Here is a 24,209-nt window from a genome sequence, read left to right on the forward strand (position 1 = left end):
TCAGGCAGGCACCGCCGCCGCCCGGGCCTCGCGGGCATAGGTGCGGCTGATCACGAGCACGCTGATCGCGGCGGCGGCGTCGAGCGCCGCGACCGGGAGCATGCCGAGGGGGAAGCTGCCCGTCGCATCCCGCACGAGGCCGACGACGTTCACCATCAGGCCGCCGCCGATCAGGTTCGAGATGGCGTTGATCCCGGCGAGCCCGGCCGCCAGCGTCCCCGGCGACAGCCATCCGGCCGATAGCGCCCAGAACGGCCCCTTGAAGGCGTAGGCGCCGACGAGGGCGAAGGACACGGCCATGACCGCGGTCACGACGCCGCCGGTCAGGTTGAGATACGACAGGCCGCCCGCCGCCAGCAGCAACGGGATGGCGGTGTGCCAGCGGCGCTCGCCCTGGCGGTCCGAGTGGCGGCCCCACAGCACCATCAGGATCGTGGCGATGCCGTAGGGGATCGCGTTGACGAAGCCGGTCTGCAGGTTGGTCAGCCCGAACGCCTTAATCATCTGCGGCTGCCACACCGACAGGACGCTGCCCGTCGCGGAGGCGCCCGAGCAGACCAGCGCCATGGTCAGGAAGTACTTGTTGCGCGCGAGCTGCCACAGGGAGATGTGGCCGATCGGCTTCTTGCGCGCCGCCTCCTCGTCGAGCCGCCCGACCAGCCAGGCGCGCTCGGCATCGCCGAGCCAGCGGGCGTCGCGCGGCCTGTCGGTCAGCACGAACAGGCAAGCGATGCCCAGCAGGACGGTGGGCACGCCCTCCAGCACGAACAGCCATTGCCAGCCCTTGAGGCCCAGCGCGCCGTCGAGTTCGAGCAGCATCACCGAGAGGGGCGAGCCGAAAAAGGTCGCGAGCGGGATCGAGACCGTGAAGGTCGCCATGATCCGGGCGCGGTAGGCGCTCGGCAGCCAGTAGGTGAGGTACAGAATCGCGCCGGGGAAGAACCCGGCCTCCGCCGCGCCGAGGACGAAGCGCATCGCGTAGAGGGAATACGGGCCGGTCACGAGCGCCATGCCCATGGTGACGAAGCCCCAGGTGATCATGATTCGGGCGATCCAGCGCCGGGCGCCGACTCGTTGCAGGGCGAGATTGCTCGGGACTTCGACCAAAAAATACGAGACGAAGAACAGGCTCGCCGCGAACCCGAACATCGCCGGCGTCAGGCCGAGGTCGTGGTTCATCTGCAGGGCAGCGAAGCCGACATTCACCCGGTCGAGCAGGGCGCAGAAGTAGCAGATCATCAGGAACGGCACGAGCCGCAGAATGACCCGGCGCATCGTCGCCTGTTCCAGCGGATGCGCGGTGTGCTCGGAGACGCTCACGTCCAGACCTCCCGGTGCTGTGAGATGCGGCTCGCGCGACGTCCCGCGCCCCCGAGCCTTTGTGGTGCGGTTCTGCGGAGGATCAGGCCCCCTCGCAGCCCGCCTCCTTGAGGGCGCGCTCGACCCAAGAGCGGTCCACGGTGCCGGCCTTGATGGCCGCCATGGTCTTGGCCTCGCCCTGCTGCTTCTTGTCGGCGGCGGCGCAGACTCCCTCGGTCTGGTCGAAGGGCACGCAGATGAAGCCGTCGTCGTCGCCGACGATCAGGTCGCCCGGCTCGATGACCATGCCGTCGATGGCGATGGTGGCGTTCACCTCGCCCGGTCCGTTCTTGTAGGGGCCCCGATGAGTGATGCCGGCGGCGTAGACCGGGAACGGGCCGGACCGGATCCAGCCGTAATCGCGCACGGCCCCGTTCACGACGACGCCGGCGACGCCGACATGCTGCGCCTGCGACAGCATCAGCTCGCCGATGATGGCGTTGGTCAGGTCGCCGCCGGCATCGATGACGAGGACGTCGCCGGCCTGCGCGCGGTTGAGGGCGGCATGCACCATCAGGTTGTCGCCGGGGCGCGACCGGACGGTGAGGGCGACGCCGCACATCACGCCGCCGGCATGGAGCGGCCGCAGGCGCGGGCCGCCATGCGCCATGCGGTTCATGGAATCGCTGATATTGGCGACCGCGATGCCCTTGAACCTCTCGACGGTGGCGGCGTCGACCGTGCGGGCGCGCGGGTGGATCTTGAATCCGATGGTCATGGTCATTCTGCTCCTGCGATCGGCGGAATGGCGGGAAACGGTCAGCCCTGCCCGACGGGCTTCAGGCCGGCCTTGAGCACCATGGCGTCGAGAGCCTCCTGGTAGGTCCGGGGCACCACGCCCTTGAAGTGGTCCTTGAGGCCGAGGCTCTCCTTCCAGCGCAGGCGCTGAGCGACGGCACGCGCCATGATCGGCTCGACGCCGGCATCGGCGACCGCATCCGCCGACATCTCCAGTTCCTCGGCGCGGCGCTTGGCGTGGATCACCCCGGACGGGGTCAGGCTTTGGACCGTGTCCATCCACGGCCGGGCCAGGGTCTTGGACGCGGAGGCGAGAACGACCTCGTCGATTCCGTATTGCCGGGCCGCGAGCAGCATCTCGTCGGTGAGGGCCTCGATCCCCTTGATGAGGACCGAGCGGATGATCTTGATGCCCGAGGCCGTGCCCAGCACCGGACCGGTGAACTCGATCTGCATCCCCCAGGGTACGAGGAGGTCGCGCACCCGCTCGCCGGCCGGGCCGCTCGACAGCATGCGCATCGCGTAGCCGTGCAGCGGCGTGCCTTCGATCGACCCGTCGCCCAGCAGCGCGCCGCTCGCCTCGAGCGTCCGCGCGACGCCCTGCTTGATTTTCGGGGTCGCGGAGGCGAAGTCGAGGAAGTTGTGTCGGCGTGTCAGAACCGGGGCGAAGGCGTCCGCGCTCTCCAGCGAGGCGGCCCCCGGGGTGACGCTGACGATCAGGTCGGCCGCCTCGGCGAGCTCGCCGTTCGAGCGGACGAGGGTGACACCGGCCTCCTTCGCCCGCGCCTGGATGAGATCCGCGAACGGTCCGTCGAACGCGTACTTGTCGTAGCAGGCGATGGCGTCGAGACCGGCCCCGCGCAGGCCGGCGCCGAGCGTGCTGCCGATTTCGCCGTAGCCGACGAGGCCCAGCCTGAACTGCGTGCGGTCTGCCATGGAAAACTCCTGTCCGGGCTAGGCTTGGATGGGGGCCGGCATCGGGCCGGCGGCCAAGGGGTCGTGATGAAGCGGTGCGGGTGCGGGACGCGCGATCACGGCGGTCAGGCCGGAACCGCCGCGAGGAGTCCGTCCCGGCGGACCTGCCGGCCGAAGGCCAGCATCAGCATCGCGCCGAGGAGGAGAATTCCGCCGACCGCCAGCAGCGGCGCCGTGAACCCGCCCGAGAGGTCGCGCACGAGGCCGATCAGATAGGGACCGGCGAAGCCGCCGAGATTGCCGACCGAGACGATCATCGCGATCCCGCCCGCCGCCGCGCGGCCGGTGAGGAAGCCCGAAGGCACCGCCCAGAAGGTCGCCACGAACGAGTTGATGCCCATCACGGCGACGCAGAGCGCCGCGATGGTGAGGAGCGGCGTGGGCGTGAGCGCGCTCGCCACCAGCGCGGCGGCGCCGACGAACAGCGAGATGGCCGGATAGACCGTGCGGTCGCTGCCCCGGTCCGACAGTCGGCCCCACACCACCATCGCCACCGCGCCGCAGAGGTAGGGGATCGCGGTCACGAACCCGACCGCGGAGGTCGCGAGGCCGAGCTGCTTGATGATCTGCGGCAGCCAGAGACCGATGCCGAGCGAGCCGATGATCGCGCAGAAATTGATGGCCGCCAGCAACAGGACTCGCGGATTGCGTAGCGCCTGGGCCAGGGTGAGCGGATGCTTCTTCTCGATCTCCGCCTTCTCGGCGGCGAGCCTTGCGACAAGGACCTCGCGCTCGGCGGCCGACAGCCACGTCGCCTTCTCGGGCCGGTCGGTCAGCACGAACAGGCAGACGACGCCGAGGACGATGGCCGGCACAGCTTCGAGGATGAGCAGCCACTGCCAGCCCGCGAGGCCGAGGCCTTCGAGCTGCACCAGCGCCCCGGAGATCGGCGACCCGATGATGTTGGCCACCGGAATGCCGAGCAGGAACAGGGCGGTGGCCCGCGCCCGGACCGCGGAGGGAAACCACAGGCTCAGGTAGAGGAAGACGCCGGGTACGAAGCCCGCCTCACCGAGGCCGAGCAGGAACCGCGCGATGCCGAACTGAATGGGACCGGTCACGAAGGCCGTCGCGGCCGAGACCATGCCCCAGGTGATCATGATCCGGGCAATCCAGAGCCGCGCCCCGACCCGCATCATGATCAGGTTGCTCGGGATCTCGGCGATGAAATAGCCGAGGAAGAACAATCCGGCACCGATGCCGAACGACGTCGCGGTCAGCCCAATATGCGCGTTCATCGTGAGCGCGGCGAAGCCGACATTCACGCGGTCCAGATAGCTGACGACGTAGCATACGAAGAGGAACGGCAGGATTCGCCGCATCATCTTTCCGTAGAGGCGCCGCTCATCGACCGCGGGGGCCGAAGCGCGGGTCGGCTCGGCCGATTGCCCTCGCATCATCGCGTCTACTCCCGTATTGCCATTTTGAAACGGCGTTTCATTTTAAATCGCTCAAAGCGTCGGACGTGTCAACGCGGCCCCCCCCCCATGAACGACGATCCCGCGTCACGGCTTGGTGAGCGGCGGTGTCATCAGTATGGATCGCGCGTCCCCGTCATCGTGACGATCGAGCGAGCGCGACCCCATGCCGAAGGAGGCTCGAACGAGGCCGAAGCTCGAAGGCGTTGCCTCGGCCGACCGGGTGCTGACGGTGCTGACCGCGTTCCGGCGGGGCGATGACGCCCTGGAACTCTCCGAACTGGCCAACCGCACGGCGCTCGTGAAGAGCACGATCATGCGGCTCTGCATCTCGCTGGAGAAGTTCGATCTGATCGAGCGCCTGGACGACGGCCGCTACCGTCTCGGCGTCGAGGCCGCCCGCATCGGCTCGGTCTATCAGCAATCCTTCGCGCTGGAGGAGCGGATCGTCCCCGTTCTGGAGCGGCTTGCCGCCGAGTCCCTGGAGACGGCCTCGTTCTACATCCGCCGCGGCAACCAGCGGCTCTGCCTCTTCCGGGCGGACTCGCCGTCGCCGCTGCGCATGAACGTCCGTCCGGGCGACATGCGGCCGATGGATGAATCCGCCATCGCCCAAGTCTTGAGAACATTCGGCGATCGGCGCGCCTCGGACAGGATCGCGATCCAGCTTCCCCTCTACACGTCGGGCATCACCGACCCGCACGTCGCCTCGCTCGCCATGCCGGTGTTCGGCACAGAGCGACGGCTCATCGGCGCCCTCGCGCTCTCCGGGCCCTCGTCGCGTCTCAGCGCGGACCGCGCCGCAGCCCTGAAAGCTCCGCTGCGCGAGGCCGGGGAGCGGTTATCGTCCGAGCTCGGCGCGCAGCTCTGACAGCATCGCATGGCGCCGGAGTGCGCTTGAACGTAAAGGCCGCCCTTCATCAGGAGCCGACCGCTGTTCCTGTCCGCTTCGCTGCGTCCGCGCCGGCAAGCGGCCCTTTTGCTATCGGCCAACTCCGGTCGACCAATTTGCGCCCATAGCCGTCATTGAGCCGAAGCCATCAGCATCCCGGAAGCGGACGCGGAAGGCCCAGATGCGCGCGCAGGGTCGTGCCCGTGTACTCGGTCCGGAACAGCCCGCGCTCCTGAAGCAGCGGCACAACCTCGCGGACGAAGTCGCTGAGGCCGTCTGGAAAGAACGGCGGCATCACGTTGAAGCCGTCCGCCGCGCCGCCCTCGAACCAGGCTTGCATGCGGTCGGCGATGTTAGCTGCCGTGCCAACGATCATGTGGTGCCCGCGTCCGGCCGCCACCCGCAAGGCGAGCTGGCGGATGGTCAGGTTCTCCCGGCGGGCCAGCTCGGTGAGGAGCTCGGCCCGGCTGCGCAGCTGATCCGAGAGCGGCAGGTCCGGGAGCGGGCCGTCGAGGTCGTAGGGTGCCAGCGAATGGCCGACACGTTCCTCGAGGAGCGGCATCGCGCTGGCGATGTCGGTCCACTGGTCCAGCTCGATCAGCTTGGCGCTCGCCTCCTCGCGCGTCCGGCCGATGACCGGCAGGATGCCCGGCATGACCGCCACCGTGGACGGATCGCGGCCGAAGCCGGCGACGCGCTGGCGGAGGCTGGCGTAGAATTTCTGCGCCTCCTCTATGGTCTGCTGGGCGGTGAACACCACGTCGGCCCGGCGGGCGGCGAGATCCTGGCCCGGCCCGGACGAGCCGGCCTGGATCAGGATTGGGTGGCCCTGCGGCGAGCGCGGGATGTTGAGCGGGCCCTTGGCGCGGAAGTAGCGGCCGACATGGTCCAGCACCCGCACCTTCGCGGGGTCGGCGTAGACGCCGCGCGCCTTGTCCTTCACGAAGGCGTCGTCGTCCCAGCTGTCCCAGAGGCCGCAGACCACGTCGACGAATTCCTCGGCGACCGCGTAGCGCTCATCATGCGCCGGATGCTCCTTGGAGAAGTTGTTGGCGGTGCGTCCGTAGGAGGTGGTGACGATGTTCCAGGCTGCGCGTCCGCCGCTCAAATGGTCGAGCGACGCGAAGGCCCGGGCGGTGTGGTAAGGCTCGCCGTAGGTGGTCGAGGAGGTCGCCGCGAGGCCGATGCGGGTCGTCACCATGGCGAGCGCGCTCAGCAGCGTCAGCGGCTCGAAGCGGGCGATCATCGACGGGTGGGCATCCACCGCGCTGGTGAGGCCGTCGGCCAGGAACACCATGTCGAACTTGGCATCCTCGGCCATCTGCGTCACCCGGCGCAGGAGATCGAAGTTCTCGCTGCCGGCCTCAGCGCGCGGGTGGCGCCAGCCCGCGACGTGATGGCCGGCTCCCTGCAGGAACAGGCCGAGATGCATCTGTCGCGGGGTCGTCGTCATGGGCGGGCTCACGGCTGGGGTTCGGGGGCGGCCGGGGTGCTTACGGCTGCCGCGGTTGCGCGAGGCAGGCGAGGAGGCGGGCGAGATCCATCGCGTCGTGCATGGTGCGCACGAGGTCGGGCACGGGGCGCAACGCCTCGGATCCGGCGGTCGCGTCCCGGAACTTGTCGTCGGCAACGGCGAGCCCGGGCAGGCCGTCGATGCGCCGCTCGTGCGTCCGGCCCTGCCCGTCCGTCAGTTCCACCACGACGAAGCGCGTGCTCGGGTCCGAGGAGAGGCGGCGGGCGGCCTGGTCGTGCCGGCGCTCGACCCGCACCGCCAGCGCGGCGAGGTCGGGGCGGACCGGGCGTTCGTCGAAATGGTCGATCCGGACGGCACCATCCACGAGGGCGGCGGCCAGGATGTATTCCGGGCTGAACCGGGCCTCGATGCCGGTGCGCGGCGTCCGGACCACCAGGGCGGCGTCGCCCCCCGGCGGGAAGGTGATCGTCGCTCGCGCTAGGTCGCGGATGCCCTCGCGATGGAAGGCGAGGCCGGCCACCGCCACGGGGTGAGCCGCCGTGCAGCAGGGGAACGCCTTCAGGGTGAGGCCGGGGCGAACGATCTGCCAGGGCGCCGCCCAACCCTCCAGCACCCGCTCGGGTGCCGCTTCGCCGAAGCCGTAGGCCTGCAGGAACCCGTTTTCACCATCGAGGCAATCGTCGGCGCCGGATAGGCCGGCTTCGGCGAGGCGCGCCGCCACCAGGCCGTTGCGGGCCGCGAGCCCGGCATGGAGCGGCTTCGCATCGGATCCGAATTGCAGCCGCAGCCCGGCGGCTTGCGTCGCGCCTAGCCCCAGGGCGATTGCGGTCGTTCTGGCGCTGAAGCCGCGCATATGCGCGATCGCCGCCGCGGCCCCAAGGGGCCCGAGTGTGGCGGTGGCGTGGAAGCCGCGCTCGTAATGGGCGGGTCCGATCGCGCGCCCGAGGTGCGCCATGGTCTCCAGCCCGACCAGGTAGGCGGCCAGGAACGCATCCGCGGTTGGGAGCGCGTCCGAGTCGAGGGCCGCGAGCAGCGCCGGGACGATCACCGTGGTCGGGTGGCCGCGCACGCTGGCATGCACGTCGTCGTAATCGAGCACGTGGCCGGCATGGCCGTTGAGAAGGGCCGCCAGGAACGGGTCTGCCGGCTGCGCGGAGCCGATCACCAGGGCGCGGCCGGGCGCATTGCCGAACACGCCGCGCACGATCGCGAGCGACGGGTCGGTGCTGCCGGCCAGCGCGCAGGCGAGGAAGTCCACGAGGGCGATCCGCGCCGCACGCATCGCGGCGGGATCCTTATCCGGTCGGGAGGCGGCGATCGCCTCGGCGAGGGCGGCGGTGCGCCGGTTCGGCATCAGATTCCCTCCCGATGCTGCACGGCGTCCCGGTAGCCCTGAAAGCCGCCGATGAATTGGCGGATGCGCGGATTGCCGGACCGGTAGAACAGCTCGGCCGGCGGGGCTTGGGCGACGATCCGGCCGTTCTCGGTGAACGCGATCGTGTCGCTGATCTCCTCGGCAAAGCGCATCTCGTGGGTGACGAGGATGCTGGTCAGCCCGTCTCGGACCAGCTCGCGGATGACGGCCAGGACCTCGCCGACCATCTCAGGGTCCAGGGCGGACGTGACCTCGTCGAACAGGACGAGCTCCGGCCGCATGGCCAGCGCCCTCGCGATGGCGACGCGCTGCTGCTGGCCGCCGGACAATTCGCCCGGGTAGGCCGAGACCTTGTCGGCCAGGCGGACCCGGGCGAGCAGGTCGCGCGCCAGCGCCTCGGCCTCGGCCCGCGGCACCTTGAGGATGCGAGTCGGGGCGAGCGTGATATTCTCCAGCACCGTGAGGTGTGGGAACAGGTTGTATTGCTGGAACACGATGCCGACGCGCTTGCGCAGGGCGATCCGCTCGGCCTCGGTGCGCAGGGTGTCGACCCGGGTGCCGGCCACCGTGATCCGGCCCGTGTGCGGCTGGGCGAGCCCGTTGATGCAGCGCAGGATCGTGGACTTGCCCGATCCCGAAGGGCCGATGATCGAGACCGCATCCCCCTTCGCCACCGTCAGATCGATGCCCTTGAGCACCTCGGCCGCCCCGAAGGACAGGTGGACGTCCCGGAGTTCGACGAGGATCGGCCGAGGGGTGTGGTCCTGTGCCATGGTGCGGCGTTCAGCTTTCAGCGCGGGGCGAAGCGGCGTTCGAGACGCCGCGTCAGGCGCGAGATCGGGAAGCAGAAGAGGAAGAAGGCCGCGAGCACCGTGAGGTAGACCGCGATGGTGAAGTCGTCGCGGCGCACGGCGGTGCTGGCATCGGTGGCGGCGTGCAAGAGCTCATGGACGCCGACCAGGGAGGCCAGCGCCGTGCTCATGGTGATCGAGGCGTAGAGGTTCATCCAGGGCGGGAGCGCCCGGCGCAGGCACTGGGGCAGGATGATCCAGCGCAGGGTCTGGCCTCGCGACAGGCCGCTGCCCCTGGCGGCATCCCATTGGCTTGTCGGGACGGACAGGATCGCACCGCGCACGATCTCGGCCACGTAGGCGCAGGCCGGGACGGCGAGCCCGAGCACCGCTTTGAGCCAGTCCGGGAACGGCAGGTAGCTGCCGGCCACGACGATCTCGAAGGGGAATATGTAGGTCGTGGCGAAGATCAACACGAGGTGCGGCGCGTTGCGGAACAACTGCACGTAGGCCACGGCCGGCGCGCGCACGACCCGGGCGTTGGAGAGTTCCATCGCCCCGAGCACAACCCCGCCCAGCGTGCCTAACGCCATGGCAAGCACGCTGATCAGGACGTTCATGACGAAGCCCGACGCGAGGTAAGGCAGCCAATCCAGCAGATCCCGCGTGAGTCGGGCGTCGAGGAACGACCAGAAGAGGCCGCTCCCGGCAGCCAGAGCCAGCCAGGGCCAAGCCGCGCGCAGGGCGCCGCGCGCGGGGAGCGCGGCGGCGCTCACACGCCGTATCCCGGTATGGCGAGGCGGCGCTCCACGAAATGGCCGATCCGCGACACGGTCAGGTTGATGAGCCCGAAGAACAGCAGGATGACGATCATCAGTTCGAGTACGTTGTCACGCTGCGTCCAGATCATGATCGACGCATAGGTTACCTCGCCGACCGCGATCGCCGAGCCGATAGTCGTCAGTTTCACCAGGTTGACGAGGTTGTTCATCAGGGCCGGCAGCGCGGTGCGCAGCGCGAGGGGGAGAGTCACGAAGCGCAGGATCTCGAAGGCTGAGAAACCGGTTGCCTGGGCTGCCTCCACCAGGGGCGCCGGCACGGCCTCGATCCCGCCACGCAGAGCCTCTGCGTGGAAGGCCGCAATGTGGAGCCCTGTGACCGCCACCACCCAGAAGAAGGGCGTGAACGGGTTGTGCGCCGCACCGCCCAGCGCCCGGGACAGGAGCATGTTGAGGGCAAAAAACGCGAACATGAGCTGGACGAGCGTCGGCGTGTTGCGCGTCAGCTCCACATAGGCCCGCACCGGCAGGGCGAGCCATGGGCGGCCGGAGGTCAGGGCCGCCGCGAAGGCGATCCCGGCCGCGAGGCTGAGGGGGATCGCCAGCACGACGAGCAACAGCGTCGTACCCATCCCGGCGGCCCATTGCCGGACCTCGCTGCCGCTGAGCAGAAAGTCATAGTGCAGGCCAACCCTGCCCGCGAGGGCGATGAAGCGCTGCAGGGCCTCGTCGATCATGCTTGATGCGACCGCGTCAGGGCTTGGCCTGCGCGACGAATTTGCGCCGCTCCTCTTCCAGGAAGGTCGGGTCGACCAGCCGGTTTGCCTTGGCCATGTCCAGCATGGCGCCGGAGGCGTGCAGGTCGCGAACCGCCGCATCAAGGGCCGCGCTGGTGTCGCGCTCGCCCTTGCGCAGCCAGATCACTGAGTCGGCCGGTTCCAGCTCGGTGGGGATGACGATGGCGTAGTCCTTCCATTCGTCCGGGCGGTCGGCGAGCAGGAGCTTGAGCGTCGGGGCCACGTGGACGGCGACCACGCAGTTGCCGCCCTGGAGCGCCAACATCGACTCGGGCTGGCTCGGGATGCCCTTGACCACAGCGCCGTAGGTGTCGGCCAGGGGCTGTGCGTAATTCGAGCCCTGCGAGATGCAGACCGGTTTGCCCTTGAGGTCCGTCCAATCCCGGATGCCGCTGTCCTTCCGGCCCAGCGCTGCGCCCCCGGCGCGGTCATATGGGGTCGGCACGTGATCGAGGATCTTCGCGCGATCCTCCGTGTACTGCATGTTGGCGATCAGAATATCGACCTTGCCCTGTTGCAGGAACTGCACGCGGTTGGGCGGCGTGACGGTCACGAGCTCGACCTTGACGCCGAGCTTCTCGGCCAGCGCCCGGGCGAGGTCGATGTTGAAGCCCTTCTCGGCGCGGGTCTGCGGGTCGATGTACCCGAACGGGGCGCCCGAGAGGATGATGCCGACCGTGAGTTTCTGTCGGCCCTTGATCCGGTCGAGCGTCGCGTCCGCGCGGGAGGCTGTGGCCGCGACGAGGCCAAGGGATGCCAGGGCTAACGCACCGAGGCGGAACTTCAACGACGGAGTGGGCGCCATGATGGCTCCGGTGCAATACGCAGGGCGAGCTCCTCCATACGAGGCATGGAGACGCGCGCAAAGCCGGATCAGCCCGATCGGCCGATCGGACCTCGCGTGTGCACGATCGAAATGCCCGCGCGTGCCGTCAGTACGGTAATCACGTTTTCAAGCAACATTAAATTTTAGTATTGTCTCCTACGTTCTGCATTCGAAATAAAACGATGTTTCTGTCGACAGCATCCTCGTAGCCAAGCAGATCGGCCTCCGATTTTTTCGCATGACTGTTGCTGGCGCGATCATCGTCGGGGCGGTGAATGTGCCGATCAACGCGCTCGATCGGCAGAGTGACAATGCGATCTCCGGGACGACACGCAATCCCCGGGATTCTGGCCGGGCGAAGCGTGGCGTTCAGATCGTATTTGGGTGCAACGCGGAGGGCTCCGGCCGAGTTCCGGACCCTGTTACGCCCCAATCCCGACGCGGTGCCGCGCCGCCCGAGAGCCGGTATCGTGCGCGCCCTCAGTGGCACGCTCCTGTATCGCTTGGCCTCGATCGGACCGGTGCTTGCCGCGTAGCAAGTGAGCGTGCTTCAAGCTCGGAGGTCCGCGGCCGATCTCGGCACCAGTAGAACTCGTCGGGGCTGGTTCTTCAATTTATGGGCAGGAGGCCCAACCACGGCAGCGCCCAGCATTACCGCGTCTCGGCAAGCCAACTAACCGGGACGCCGCCTCGGTCGTTGTCGCTTACGGCATCACCCACCAAGCACTGTTCACGCACATCACAGTGCAGGCCAACGATCTCTTTCGGCAGAACCGACTCAGCTTCCACATTTTCCCGTTCCAGACCGACGACATACTCGTTTCGGCCGACAAGAACATCTTTGTCAGTGAGGTCGAGCTGGTCATGGGGCGCCACCCCGACGTGGTATAAGCCTGCCTGCTGCTGGTCGACAAGGACGTAATCAATCTGCGCGCCCAAAACACCCCCCGATCTTCTAAAGACGAACAACCGAAGTCGAGCGGCAACTCCTAATTCGGTCCCCGGTTTTCCGGCCGCTTAGCCTGTGCGGTCGAGCCCCGCACCACCAAACGACCGCTGAGAATGATTTTGCGTACCGGCTGGTCCGGGCTCGCGATCCGCTCGAACAGTCGCTGCATCGCCTGGGCGCCGATCTCGGCGACGGGCTGTTCGATCACGGTGAGGCCGGGCTCGATCAGGTCGGTCCAGGGCTCGTTGTCGAAGCCGGCCAACGCCAGATCGCCCGGAATCGCGAGGCCGAGATTCCGGGCCGCCCGTACCGTTCCCATCAGGATCAGGCCGTTCGACAGGACGAGGGCCTCCGGGCGGTCGGAGTCGGCGAGCCAGCGCATGGCTTCGGCCTCTCCGGCGGCCGCGTTCGGCGCGACGGTCCGGATGCTGAGGGCGAGGCCGTGGCGCCGCATCGCCGCCGCGTAGCCAGCCTGGCGCTCCTGGGCGGTGGTGCTCGTCGCGCCGAACAGGCCGCCGATCCGCGCGTAGCCCCGGGCCACGAGGTGGTCGACCAGGGCGGCGCCCGCGGACACGTTGTCGAGGACCACGCTGTCATGGGTGCCCGGCGGCCCCGACCGGTCGATCAGCACCACCGGGAAGCCCAGAGGACATGTGTCGAGGCTCTCCAGGGTGACCCGGGTCGGGGCGAAGATCACGCCGGTAACCCGCTCCTCCTCCATCAGGCGCAGATACATCGCCTCGCGGGCCGGATCCTCGTCGGTGTTGCACAGGATCACCCGCATGCCGGAGGCGAAGGCTGCATCCTCCACGGCCCGGCTCACTGCGGTGAAGAACGGGTTGCGGATGTCGGCCACGATCAACCCGATGGTCCGGGCCGCCTGCGAGCGCAGACGCCGGGCCGAGAGGTTCGGCCGGTAGCCCGTCGCCCGCACCGCCGCCTCGACCTGCTCACGCAGAGCGTCGCTCACCGGCCCGCGCCCCAGGGCGCGCGAGACCGTGGCGGTCGAGACGCCCGCCGCTCGGGCCACGTCGCGGATGCCGACCGTCATGATCCCGGGCCTTCTACAGAAAACGTTCTCAGCAGCATACAGCTTGGGGTGCCACCGGTCGCTTGCGTTCGCAAGTCGTTCCACTCGTCTCATCGGTGCTGCCGTTGACAACTTTTGTGAAAACGTTTTCAGTCACGGCAACGATGAGCCGGCCTACAGGCCGATGCCCCGCCGGGAGGAGAGCGCGCCATGCTCGCACCGACACCGAACCGTGAGCCGCGCCTCCTGGTGCGGATGGCGGCCAAGCCGGCCACCAAGGAGGCGGCGATCCGCGAAGCGGCGCAGCTCCTCGCCGCTTCCGGCTGCATCGAGGCGGCCTACGGCGAGAGCATGCTGCGCCGGGAGGCGGTGGCGAATACCTATCTCGGCCACGGCGTCGTCATCCCGCACGGAATGGTCGACGACCGGCACTTCGTCCGGGAGAGCGGGCTGGCGGTACTGCAGGTGCCGGAGGGCGTCTTCTGGCACCACGGACAGGTGGCCTATCTCGTTGTTGCCATCGCGGCCCAGTCCGATACCCACATCACGGTGCTGCGCCGCCTCACCCGCCTGATCCAGGACGAGGCGCGGCTGGAGCGGCTGCGCACCACGAAGCGCGAGGCCGACCTCGTCGCGGCGCTCACCGAGGACGCCGCCACCGGCGTCTCCGGCCCGGTGACGGACCTGCGCCAGCGCTTCGACTGGACCGTCGATTATCCCGCCGGCCTGCATGCCCGGCCTGCCGCACGCTGGGTCGAGGTGGCAAAAGCCTGTCCGGCCCGGATCCAGGTCCGCCACGAGGCGCAGGTCGCCGACGCCAAGAGTCTGATCGGCCTGCTCCAGCTCGGCCTGCGCTGCGGCGATACGGTCACGATCTCCGCTGAAGGTGACGACGAGGCTGGGGCTCTCGCCAGGGTTTGCGCCGCGATCACGGGCCTGAGCGCCGGCGAGAAGGCGGCAGCGCAGCGGGCGACCGAGGCCGCCGCGAAGGCCGCGGGGCCGGTCGCCGGCTGGAACCCGTCCGATGCGCCCAAAATCATTGCCGGGATCGGGGCCAGCCCCGGCATCGCCATCGGGCCGATCCACGTCCTGGCCGGCGCGGAGATCGTCGTCCCGGATGAGCCCGAGCCCTTGACCACCGGGGGCGACCGCCTGCACCGGGCGCTGGGGGCCACCGCCGACCAGCTGAAGGCGCTGGCCGACGACACCGAGCGGCGCCTCGGCAAGGCCGATGCCGGCATTTTCCGGGCGCAGGCCGAGCTGATCGCCGACACGGACCTGATCACCCTGGCCTGCCAGCTGATGGTGGAGGGGCACGGCGTCGCCTATGCCTGGAATACGGCGGTCGACCGCATCGCCAACCAGCTCGCAGCTCTGGGCAATCCGGTGCTCGCCGGGCGCGCCGCGGACCTGCGCGACGTCGGCCGCCGGGTGCTGGCGCAGATCGATCCGGCCCTGAAGAGCGGTCACGACCTGCCGGACCGCCCCTGCATCCTGATCGCCCCCGACCTCGCCCCCTCCGACACGGCCGGGCTCGAGCCGGCGCGGGTGCTAGGGCTCGCCACGGCCCAGGGCGGTCCGACTTCCCACACCGCCATCCTGGCGCGCACCCTTGGGATTCCAGCGATCGTGGCCGGCGGCCCCGGCCTGCTGGCCCTCGCCAACCGCTCGGACGCGATCCTCGACGGCGCCACCGGTCGTCTCTACCTCGACCCGAGCGCGGCCGACATCGCCTCGGCGCAAGCCTGGCGGGAGCGGCAGCCCGCCCAGGCCGAGGCCGAATCGCGTGAGCGCGCCTTGCCTGCCCGCATCCGGGATGGCCACGTTGTCGCGATCGGCGCGAACGTGAACAATCCCGAGCAGGTACCCTTCGCCCTCGACCAGGGTGCCGAGGGCGTCGGCCTGATGCGCACCGAGTTCCTGTTCCTGGAGCGGGGCGAGACGCCCGGCGAGGACGACCAGTACGCTACCTACCGGGCAATGCTGAAGGCCCTCGACGGGCGCCCGCTGATCGTGCGCACCCTCGATATCGGCGGCGACAAGCAGGTTTCGCACCTGCGGCTGCCCAAGGAGGAGAACCCCTTCCTGGGCGTGCGGGGCGCCCGCCTGCTCCTGCGCCGGCCGGACCTGCTGGAGCCGCAGCTGCGCGCCCTGTACCGGGCCGCCCGGGACCATATCGGCCCCGGCGCCCCGGCCGGGCAGGAGGCGCCGCTCTTGATCATGATGCCGATGATCACCTCGGTGCCGGAGGTGCTACGGCTGCGGGCGATCACCGAGGGCATCCGGGCCGAGATCGGCGCGCCGCCGGTGCCGCTCGGCATCATGATCGAGGTACCGGCCGCCGCGATCCAAGCCGACGCGTTGGCCCGCCACTGCGACTTCTTCTCGATCGGCACCAACGACCTTACGCAATACGCCCTGGCCATCGACCGCCAGAACACCGAGCTGGCCCCGGAGGCCGATTCCCTGCACCCGGCGGTGCTGCGGCTGATCCGCATGACCTGCGAAGGCGCCGCGCGCCACGGGCGCTTCGTCGGCGTCTGCGGGGGCATCGCCGGCGATCCGTTCGGCGCCTGCCTACTGGCGGGGCTCGGCGTGCACGAATTGTCGATGACCCCGCGCGACCTGCCCGGCGTCAAGGCACGCCTGCGCGCGGCGGAGATGGATGCGCTCAAGGCGCTCGCGACCCGCGCCTGCGACCAGGAAGACGCCGCCGCGGTGCGCGCCCTGGATCCGGGGGAAGCCGCATGAGCGCGATCATCACCCTCACCCTGAACCCGGCGATCGACCAGACTGTCATCCTCGACGCCCTGGTGCCCGGCACTGTCCACCGGGCGCGTGCCGTGACAGCCCATGCCGGCGGCAAGGGCGTCAACGTCGCGTGCTGCTTGGCGGATTGGGGGCTATCGGTCATGGCGGCCGGAATTCTGGGCGCCGACAATGCCGGCCCGTTCGACCAGGTGCTCGTCGCGAAGGGCATCGCCGACGGCTTCATCCGGATCCCGGGCGAGACCCGGACCAACCTGAAGCTCCTGGACCGGCACTCCGGCGACACCACCGACATCAACCAGCCTGGCCTCGCGGTGATGGGTGAGGCTTTCGCGAAGGCTCAGGCCGCTTTGCTTGAGCGGGTGAAGCCCGGCACCCTGGTGGTGCTGGCCGGAAGCCTGCCAGGATCATTGCCGCCGGGGACCTATGCGGATCTCACCCGACTCCTGAAGACCCGGGGCGCATGGGTGATCCTAGATGCCTCCGGCGACGCCCTCACCGCCGCGCTGGCGGCGGATCCGCTGCCTTACGCAGTCAAGCCGAACCGGCATGAGCTGGAGGACTGGGCCGGCCGGCCGCTTCCCGGGATCGGCGACGTGCGGGAGGCGGCCTCTCTCCTGCGGGCGCGTGGCATCCCGATGGTGGCGGTGTCCCTCGGGGCTGAGGGGGCGCTGTTCCTCACTGAGCACGGCGTCGTTCACGCCCATCCGCCCGCGACGCAGGTGACGAGCACGGTCGGAGCGGGCGACGCCCTGGTGGCCGGACTCGTGGCCGCTCTCGAGGCCGGCCTGGATCTCACTGGCACCGCCCGGCTCGCCCTCGCTTTCGCGGCTGGGAAGCTCACCCAGGAGGGCGCCAGCCTGCCCCCGCGCGACGCTGTCGAGGCCATCGCCCGGACGATCCGGGTCGAGCCGCTGAACTGAGCGCGGTCCCGGATCAGCGTAAGCGACTCAAAAATAGGGAGGAAACCATGGCGCGGTTGCTGGCGGTGGTCGAAGGCGGCGAACGCTCGACCCTTGCCGTCCTGGCGGTGGAGACGCTCCGCAAAGCGGCGGCCCGGCGCGACCAGCCGGTCGCCCTGGAACTGCGCGGCGCCCCGGGCGCCAACCCGCTGCCGGAGGATGCGATCCGCGACGCCGGGGCGGTGCTGCTGGTCGGCGCCGGCGATCTCGGTGCCGGCCGCTTCGGCGCGCTCCGGAAGGCACATGCGGCGATTGAGGAGGTGCTCACCGACGTGGACGGCGTGCTCGACCGGGCCCTGGCCGACACGGCCGCTGCGCCGGCCGGTCTGGCGGCTTCGGCCAATCCCAAGAAAATCGTGGCGGTGACCTCCTGCCCGACCGGCATCGCCCACACCTTCATGGCGGCCGAGGGTCTCCAGGCGGCGGCCGAGGCGCTCGGCCACGCGATCCGGGTGGAGACCCAAGGCTCGGTCGGCGCCCGCGATACCCTGACGGAAGCCGAGATCGCGAACGCCGATTTGGTGCTGATCGCCGCCGATACCGGTGTCGACCGGGCGCGTTTTGCCGGCAAGCGGGTCTATGCCGCCACCACCAAGGCGGCGATCCGCGACGGCAAGGGCTTGATCGCGACGGCCCTGGCAGAGGCCAAGGTTCAGCCGGCAGAAGGGGCAGAGGCCGGCTCCGCGCCGGCACGCCCTGAGGCGGCCGAGCGGCAGGCCGGCGCCTATAAGCACCTGATGACCGGCGTCTCGTTCATGCTGCCCTTCGTAGTGGCGGGCGGCCTGCTCATCGCGCTCGCCTTCGCGGTCGGCGGCATCGACGCCATGGCGCCCGGCAATGCCGGCACGCTGGGCTACGCGCTCGGCCAGATCGGCGCGAAGGGCGCCTTTGCGCTGATCGTGCCGGCGCTGGCCGGCTACATCGCCTACTCGATCGCCGACCGCCCGGGCATCGCCCCCGGCATGATCGGCGGCATGCTGGCGGCGAACCTCCAGGCCGGCTTCCTCGGCGGCATCGCGGCGGGTTTCATCGCCGGCTACACGGCGCGCTTTCTCAACCGGTATATCCGGCTGCCCCGCACCTTGGAGGGGCTGAAGCCGGTCCTGATCCTGCCGCTGCTCGCGACCACGATCACCGGCCTGCTGATGATCTACGTGGTCGGTGTGCCCGTGGCGGCGGCGCTCGCGGCGCTGACCGGCTGGCTCAAGGGCATGCAGGGGGCGAGCGCGCTCGTCCTCGGCCTCGTGCTCGGCGGGATGATGGCGATCGACATGGGCGGCCCGATCAATAAGGCCGCCTACGCCTCGGCCGCGGCCCTGCTCTCCTCAGGGGTCGACGCGCCCATGGCGGCGGTGATGCTCGGCGGCATGACGCCCCCGCTCGGCCTCGCCCTGGCGACCCGCCTGTTCCCGGGTCGCTTCACGGCCCCGGAGCGCGAGGCCGGAGGCGCCGCCGCCGTGCTCGGCGCGGCCTTCATCACCGAGGGGGCAATCCCGTTTGCGGCAGCCGATCCGCTGCGGGTGATCCCGGCCCTGGTGGCCGGCTCGTCCGTGGCCGGGGCGCTGGCGCTCACCCTCGGAGTCACCCTGAAGGTGCCTCATGGCGGACTGTTCATCCTGCCGATCCCGAACGCGGTCACCCATCTCGGCGCCGCGATCCTGGCGCTGACCGCCGGCACCGTCATCACCGCGCTGATGATCGGTGTCCTCAAGAAGGGCCGGATCGGTCCGCTCCACGAGGGTGGCGTTGAGTAGCTCCCGCCGGAGATCAAGAGGCGTCTGAGGTGCCCCCAGCGACGGCAAAGGCTCCCTCCTCAAGCAACGATCGGAGGCCGCAGGCTTGGCAACGCTTCGAGACCGGTTGACTGGCCTGACCAGCTAACGTTGGACCGGGCTGATCGGGAGGACCAACTGGGACTAGAGGAGTTGGAGATGAAGCGAGAATTGTGGATCGGTGTCGATCCAAAATCTTGGCATAACTGTCGATAATCATTTTATGGAAGGACAAAAATTTAACTTTGAGTGGGGTCATGATTGGCGCTGATCGCGCCCCACCTCTCAGGGCATTTTGACCGAAGCCACGATGACTTCATCAGATCTGTAGGAGGGAGCATCGTTCGACGCCGATCCGAAGCCGTCCAAAATTGCGACTCAGTATGGAAAGTGGACTTTGAAATTTCAGGCCGCCGCGGAAAATCGAAATCTAAATCACCATAGCCGTACTAACGACAACGATCAATATCCGAAATGGAACGTGATGATAGATCCATAATCGACGGTATAATATTATTCCTTGGTGATGTTTAACTCCTTCGTTCGCATGTCGATTTCAAGTATTAATTGCCTTATTCCATCAACGAGAACTTTGTTACAAATCGCAACAATAGACCTCGCACTCGCCTTTGCCCTTGAGAGCGATTTTGCCGACGGAGCGGATCGCGCCGCCGTCCTGCACGCGACTGGAGGCCTCCTCCGATAGGTGAACGGCACATCCGTCCCCGAGCGTGCAGAGACGCGCGGCGACGTTCACTGTGTCGCCCCAGAGATCGAAGGTAAATTTGGATCGGCCGACGATGCCGCCGACGACCGAGCCGATATGGATACCGGCCCGGATCCGCCAGCCGGTGGAGCCATCCGCTGCGATGGCGACCATGTCCTCCGCGCAGCGGACGGCCGCGGTCACCGGGTCGGCATGGGGTGACAAGAGGTTAGCGGTCGCCATGAAGGCATCACCGATCGTTTTGATTTTCTCCATGCCGTGCCGGTGTGCCACCACCTCGAAGGCTTCGGCAAGACGCTGGACTTCGGCCACGACCGCTTCGGGGCTCTGGGCATGGCACCAAGCCGTGAACCCGACGAGATCGATGAACAGCACCGCGACATCGTCGAAGAGCCGGGGCTTGACCTGCCCGGTCGTCATCAACTCGCTTACGGCCGCAACGGGCAGGATCGCGTGGAGCAATTCGTCGGCGCGCTTCCTTTGGTGCTCGATGGCGTCGAGATGCGCCATCTCCCGATCGTGGAGGCGCTTCCTGTCGAGGCACGCGCGGACCCGGGCTTCGAGCAGCACCGGCTCGAACGGCTTCGGCAGATAATCCTCAGCGCCCATCTCGATGCAGCGCACGACGCTGCTGATCTCTGTCAGCGCCGAGATCATGACCACCGGGGTATGACGCAGCCGATCATGCGCCTTGATGCGGTCCAGCACGGCGTAGCCGTCGAGGATCGGCATCATCACGTCCAGCAGGACTAGGTCGAACGGCTCGGCGTTGAGAAGATCCAGGGCCACGCGCCCGTTCGCCGCTCGGACGCTCGCGTGCCCGAGAAGCTCCAGTTCCTGCTCCAGCAGGTCGAGGTTGAAGGCTTCGTCGTCGACGATGAGGATGCGCGCTGGGTCCACGGGTCTCGCTCTCTCCGGGCCGAAGCCGCTTTGGGGTCGCCCGCGCTCAGTCGAGCCAATGCCGCAGCTTGGCGAACAGCAGATCTTCGTCGACGGGTTTCGTCATGAAGTCGTCGCAGCCCGCCGCCCTGGCCTTGTCCGCGTCGCCGCTCATGGCGTTGGCGGTGATCGCGATGATGGGAATGCGCGCTGTCGCCGGATCGGACTTGATGCGCCGCGTCGCCTCCCAGCCGTCGATCACCGGCAGCGAGAGGTCCATCAGAATAAGATCCGGAGCGTGGCTGGCGGCCATCGCGACGCCGGCACCGCCGTCGACCGCGATCACCAGCGTGTAGTCGTCCTCCAGAAGCTGCGTCAGCAGATCGCGATTCAGCTCGACGTCTTCGACGATCAGGATGGTCTTCATCCGGCCACCCCTTCGAAGGCTGCGGCGGCGCTCATCGGACCGCCTCGGCCACCGGGCTCTCTGTCAGCGGCAATGCCCGCCGGACCTCTCGGACCAGGGCATCGCGGTCGAGGCCCTGCTTGTCGATCAGCCCGCGCACGCGCTCGCGGAGCATGCCCTGATCGGCCGCGTTCAGTGACGCCGCCGTCAGGACGACGACGGGGATCGTGCGGCCGACGGGGTCGGCCTGAAGACGGTCGAGGAAAGTGAGGCCGTCCATGACCGGCATGAGGAGATCGAGGAGGATCACGCTCGGGCAGGCCTGGGCGATGCGCTCGAGACCTGCGACGCCGTCGGGGGCCCAGTCGATCGTGCAGCGCTCGGTGTCCATCAATTGGCGGACGAGGTCGACCACGTTCGGGTCGTCGTCGACCACGAGGATGCGCTCGCTGTTAGGCGCTGCGCGCCCGAGGGCGCCGATCAGCGATTCCCGCTCGAACGGCTTCACGATGTAATCGCTGGCGCCGAGACGGTAGCCGAGTTCCTTCTGGTCGACGATCGAAATCAGAATGACCGGGATCTCGCGTGTCAGCGGATCGGTCTTGAGCGCGTGCAGCACCTGCCACCCGTCCGTGCCCGGCATCATGATGTCGAGGGTGATGGCGCGGGGCTGGAGCTCGCGCGCCTTTCGCAGGCCGTCCTCGCCGTTTGGCGCGCCGACCACGTCGTAGCCCGCGTCGGACAGGTTCTCCTTCAGCAGGTAGACGACGTTCGGGTCGTCGTCGATCGCCAGCACGAGTCGGGACCCGGTCCGGGGCGCAGGGTCCGCCGCGGGCGCCGGCGCTTGTAGGCCAGGCTGGACTTCAATGGCCCCCTCGACCCGCTGCGGGATCGTAAGCGTGAAGGTCGAGCCCTCGCCCTCCCGGCTCTCCACGGCGACGTCGCCGCCGAGCATCCGGGCCAGGCGGTGGCTGATGGCGAGGCCGAGCCCGGTGCCACTGTGGGCGCGGCTCGCGGAGTTATCGACCTGCTGGAATTCCTCGAAGATCACGGTCAACGCCGCATCCGGGATGCCGATACCCGTATCCGACACCGCGAGCGTGATCCGGTCTTCGACGGCGCGAGCCCGGAGCGTGACCGAGCCGGCCTCGGTGAACTTGATGGCGTTGCTGAGGAGGTTGATGAGGATCTGCTTGAGCTTCTCCTGGTCGGTGAAGACCGTTTCCGGCAAGCCTTGCACGTCCTTCACCAGCCGCACGCGCTCGCTTTTGACCAGGGGCTCGACCGTGCGGAGGCAGAGATCGAGGGTGGGCTCGAGCGCGAATGTCGACGCCTTCACCTCCATCCGGCCCGCCTCGACCTTGGCGAGGTCGAGGATGGTATTGATCAGCGACAGCAGGTGCTCGGAACTCGTCAGGATTTTTTCCAGGTTCTCGAACTGCTTCTGCGGCAGGACGTCCTTGGCCCGGCGCATCACCAGCCGGGTGAAGCCGATGATGGCGTTGAGCGGCGTCCGTAGCTCGTGGCTCATGTTGGCGAGGAAGCTGCTCTTGGCCCGGCTCGCGTTCTCCGCGGCCACCTTGGCCTGACGCAGGTTCTCCTCCGCGCGTTTGCGCTCGATCACCCGCCCGAGTTGCGCGCCGATATTGACCATGACCTTGAGCAGCGCCGGATCCGGTGCCTGCGCCTCACACGCAAAGTACTCCAACACCGCGACGACCTCGCGCCCGATCGTGACCGGGAAGGCGTACGCGGCCCGGATGCCGTCCGCGGCGGCGGCCTCGGCCCGGGGCAGGCCGGGCTCCGGTGCGGCATCGAGGGCCCAGACCGGCGCGCCGGAGGTCAGGACGCGCCCCGGCAGCCCGATGCCGGCGGAAAGCCGCGTGTCGGCCGTGACGGTCCGGAAGCGTGCGAAGCGCTCCGGCGCATCTGCGTGCCAGAGGCCGGTGGGCACCAGGGTTCCGCTCCCGTCCTCGGCCAGGGCGTAGGCGTGCCCAAGCGGCCACCCGGTATGGGCAGCGACCCGATCCAGGCAGAACCGTACGGCGTCCTCGACGGTGAGGGCCTCGTTGGCTGCGGCCGCGGTCACCTGCAGCAATTCGACGAAGGCCGTCTGCTCGCGAAGCGCGAACTCGGACGCCTTGCGCTCGGTGATGTCGCTCCAGGATTCGACGACCTCGACGGGTTCGCCGTCCGGGCCGCGGACGAGGCGCTGCTCGTCCCGGACCCACCGATAGGTCCCGTCCTTCCGCAGGAACCGGTACTCGATAACGTTGTGGCCCATGGCCAGCAGGCGAGGGAATTCAGCCAGGACCCGGTCGCGGTCCTCGGGGTGAAGCCGGTCCAGCCAGAATTCCGGGCCCGCGAGATAATCGCTCGGCTCGTAACCGAGGAGGTCGCGCACGTTTTCGCTGATGAAGGTCGGAGCGTTCCGGCCGCCCACCTCGAAGCTGCAGATCATCGAGGGCGACGCGGTTAGCAGGTAGGTCAGCCGCCCCTGCGTCGCGAGCAGAGCCTGCTCGGTGCGCATGATCCCGGTGACGTCCGTATAGACCGCGACAGTCCCGCCGTCCCGGGTCCTGCGCTCGTTGATCTGTATCCAGCGCCCATCGATCTGCTGCTGGAGGATCGGGCCGCGGGGATTGCGGTAGCGGGAGAGCCGAGCTTCGAGCCACGCTTCGATGGTGACGCCCTCATCCCGGACGATGCAGCGTTCCGCGGCCGCTCGGGCGATCGCGGAGAACGATGCGCCCGGAGCGATTTTGCCCATGAGGCCGGGATGAAGCTGGCGAAAATGAGTGTTGCAGAGCAGGAGGCGCTCTTCGGCATCGAACAGAGCGAAACCGTCCGAACTACTCTCGATCGCCTCGATCAGGCGCTGACGCTCGCCGTCACCCAGCGCCATCTCCGTATCGAAGGCTACCATCTCGTGCCCTGCCGCCTCGCGCATCTGACGCTCGAAGCTCGGGTCTCTCTCGGACATGAGCCAGCGTCATCTGTTGATATAACTGAGGCGAGATCTGAAAAAACCACCCTGGAACGAAAGTTCGGCGACCACAATATCACGCGCATCGGCCGTGCCGGATGCGCGAATGCAATATGCTCCATCGAATGACAAGACTGCAGATAGGGTTCGCCGAACAGCCGCACTCTCGCCGACGAGGGGCCTTGGAACTCGGAAGAGTATCGCTGAGGATGAGACCCCGGTGGTACCCGGATCGCGGGAACGCGTACCGCAACATAGTCGAGATTCTTGTTGCACGGAGGAGCAGCGCTTCTTTCCAAGGTCCG

At 68.5% G+C, this 24,209-nt stretch carries 19 protein-coding genes; 4 read left to right on the forward strand and 15 right to left on the reverse strand.

Going from position 1 to position 24,209, the window contains the following annotated elements:
• The 4 genes from BM228_RS24835 to BM228_RS24850 all read right to left on the reverse strand — a co-directional run bounded on the left by BM228_RS24835 (window position 1) and on the right by BM228_RS24850 (window position 4,472).
• Window positions 1–1,320, reverse strand: coding sequence for an MFS transporter (locus BM228_RS24835; RefSeq protein ID WP_208612093.1), 1,320 nt, complete (start codon window positions 1,318–1,320; stop codon window positions 1–3).
• A gap of 82 nt (window positions 1,321–1,402) precedes the next feature.
• Window positions 1,403–2,077, reverse strand: a complete 675-nt coding sequence (locus BM228_RS24840) for an RraA family protein (RefSeq protein WP_092044842.1) — start codon at window positions 2,075–2,077, stop codon at window positions 1,403–1,405.
• Window positions 2,078–2,118: 41 nt separating this feature from the next.
• Window positions 2,119–3,033, reverse strand: coding sequence for a DUF1932 domain-containing protein (locus BM228_RS24845; protein ID WP_092044791.1), 915 nt, complete (start codon window positions 3,031–3,033; stop codon window positions 2,119–2,121).
• A 104-nt stretch (window positions 3,034–3,137) separates the two neighbouring features.
• Window positions 3,138–4,472: an MFS transporter gene (locus BM228_RS24850; RefSeq protein WP_092044792.1), complete on the reverse strand. Its 1,335-nt coding sequence runs from the start codon at window positions 4,470–4,472 to the stop codon at window positions 3,138–3,140.
• A 184-nt stretch (window positions 4,473–4,656) separates the two neighbouring features.
• Here BM228_RS24850 and BM228_RS24855 point away from each other — a divergent pair, with 184 nt between their 5' ends.
• Window positions 4,657–5,361 carry an IclR family transcriptional regulator gene (locus BM228_RS24855; RefSeq protein WP_092044794.1) on the forward strand — a complete coding sequence of 235 codons (705 nt, stop codon included), beginning with the start codon at window positions 4,657–4,659 and terminating at the stop codon, window positions 5,359–5,361.
• A gap of 169 nt (window positions 5,362–5,530) precedes the next feature.
• Here the strand turns inward: BM228_RS24855 and BM228_RS24860 are convergent, their stop codons facing one another.
• The 8 genes from BM228_RS24860 to BM228_RS24890 all read right to left on the reverse strand — a co-directional run bounded on the left by BM228_RS24860 (window position 5,531) and on the right by BM228_RS24890 (window position 13,424).
• On the reverse strand, window positions 5,531–6,835 hold the full coding sequence (locus tag BM228_RS24860) for an LLM class flavin-dependent oxidoreductase (RefSeq protein WP_092044796.1): 1,305 nt from the start codon (window positions 6,833–6,835) through the stop codon (window positions 5,531–5,533).
• A 40-nt stretch (window positions 6,836–6,875) separates the two neighbouring features.
• Window positions 6,876–8,210 (reverse strand): MmgE/PrpD family protein, encoded by a 1,335-nt coding sequence (locus BM228_RS24865; protein ID WP_092044797.1) that lies wholly within the window; start codon window positions 8,208–8,210, stop codon window positions 6,876–6,878.
• A complete protein-coding gene (locus tag BM228_RS24870) occupies window positions 8,210–9,004 on the reverse strand; it encodes an amino acid ABC transporter ATP-binding protein (RefSeq protein ID WP_092044799.1) in 795 nt (264 codons plus the stop codon). Before BM228_RS24870 ends, BM228_RS24865 begins: the two co-directional genes overlap by 1 nt.
• A gap of 17 nt (window positions 9,005–9,021) precedes the next feature.
• On the reverse strand, window positions 9,022–9,744 hold the full coding sequence (locus tag BM228_RS24875; protein ID WP_425284991.1) for an amino acid ABC transporter permease: 723 nt from the start codon (window positions 9,742–9,744) through the stop codon (window positions 9,022–9,024).
• A gap of 50 nt (window positions 9,745–9,794) precedes the next feature.
• Complete coding sequence (locus tag BM228_RS24880) at window positions 9,795–10,538, reverse strand: amino acid ABC transporter permease (RefSeq protein ID WP_092044802.1); 744 nt, start codon at window positions 10,536–10,538, stop codon at window positions 9,795–9,797.
• A gap of 16 nt (window positions 10,539–10,554) precedes the next feature.
• Window positions 10,555–11,403 (reverse strand): transporter substrate-binding domain-containing protein, encoded by an 849-nt coding sequence (locus tag BM228_RS24885; protein ID WP_092044803.1) that lies wholly within the window; start codon window positions 11,401–11,403, stop codon window positions 10,555–10,557.
• 672 nt (window positions 11,404–12,075) lie between these two features.
• Window positions 12,076–12,363, reverse strand: a complete 288-nt coding sequence (locus tag BM228_RS34025) for a hypothetical protein (protein WP_139234188.1) — start codon at window positions 12,361–12,363, stop codon at window positions 12,076–12,078.
• A gap of 50 nt (window positions 12,364–12,413) precedes the next feature.
• Window positions 12,414–13,424, reverse strand: a complete 1,011-nt coding sequence (locus tag BM228_RS24890; protein WP_092044805.1) for a LacI family DNA-binding transcriptional regulator — start codon at window positions 13,422–13,424, stop codon at window positions 12,414–12,416.
• A 189-nt stretch (window positions 13,425–13,613) separates the two neighbouring features.
• Here BM228_RS24890 and ptsP point away from each other — a divergent pair, with 189 nt between their 5' ends.
• From ptsP to BM228_RS24905, 3 genes are read left to right on the forward strand one after another with little or no spacing between them, the layout of a single operon-like run.
• Window positions 13,614–16,154 (forward strand): phosphoenolpyruvate--protein phosphotransferase, encoded by a 2,541-nt coding sequence (ptsP, locus tag BM228_RS24895; RefSeq protein ID WP_092044806.1) that lies wholly within the window; start codon window positions 13,614–13,616, stop codon window positions 16,152–16,154.
• Window positions 16,151–17,095, forward strand: coding sequence for a 1-phosphofructokinase (pfkB, locus tag BM228_RS24900; protein ID WP_092044808.1), 945 nt, complete (start codon window positions 16,151–16,153; stop codon window positions 17,093–17,095). The genes ptsP and pfkB overlap by 4 nt, the downstream gene beginning before the upstream one ends.
• A 47-nt stretch (window positions 17,096–17,142) precedes the next feature.
• Complete coding sequence (locus tag BM228_RS24905; RefSeq protein ID WP_092044809.1) at window positions 17,143–18,888, forward strand: fructose-specific PTS transporter subunit EIIC; 1,746 nt, start codon at window positions 17,143–17,145, stop codon at window positions 18,886–18,888.
• 613 nt (window positions 18,889–19,501) lie between these two features.
• Here BM228_RS24905 and BM228_RS24910 read toward each other — a convergent pair.
• From BM228_RS24910 to BM228_RS24920, 3 genes are read right to left on the reverse strand one after another with little or no spacing between them, the layout of a single operon-like run.
• On the reverse strand, window positions 19,502–20,533 hold the full coding sequence (locus tag BM228_RS24910) for an adenylate/guanylate cyclase domain-containing protein (protein WP_092044811.1): 1,032 nt from the start codon (window positions 20,531–20,533) through the stop codon (window positions 19,502–19,504).
• 46 nt (window positions 20,534–20,579) lie between these two features.
• Window positions 20,580–20,939 (reverse strand): response regulator, encoded by a 360-nt coding sequence (locus tag BM228_RS24915; protein ID WP_092044812.1) that lies wholly within the window; start codon window positions 20,937–20,939, stop codon window positions 20,580–20,582.
• Window positions 20,940–20,970: 31 nt separating this feature from the next.
• On the reverse strand, window positions 20,971–23,901 hold the full coding sequence (locus tag BM228_RS24920; protein WP_244537299.1) for a response regulator: 2,931 nt from the start codon (window positions 23,899–23,901) through the stop codon (window positions 20,971–20,973).
• Between the last annotated feature and the right edge of the window lie 308 nt (window positions 23,902–24,209).

The organism is Methylobacterium pseudosasicola, assembly GCF_900114535.1.
Lineage (GTDB): Bacteria > Pseudomonadota > Alphaproteobacteria > Rhizobiales > Beijerinckiaceae > Methylobacterium > Methylobacterium pseudosasicola.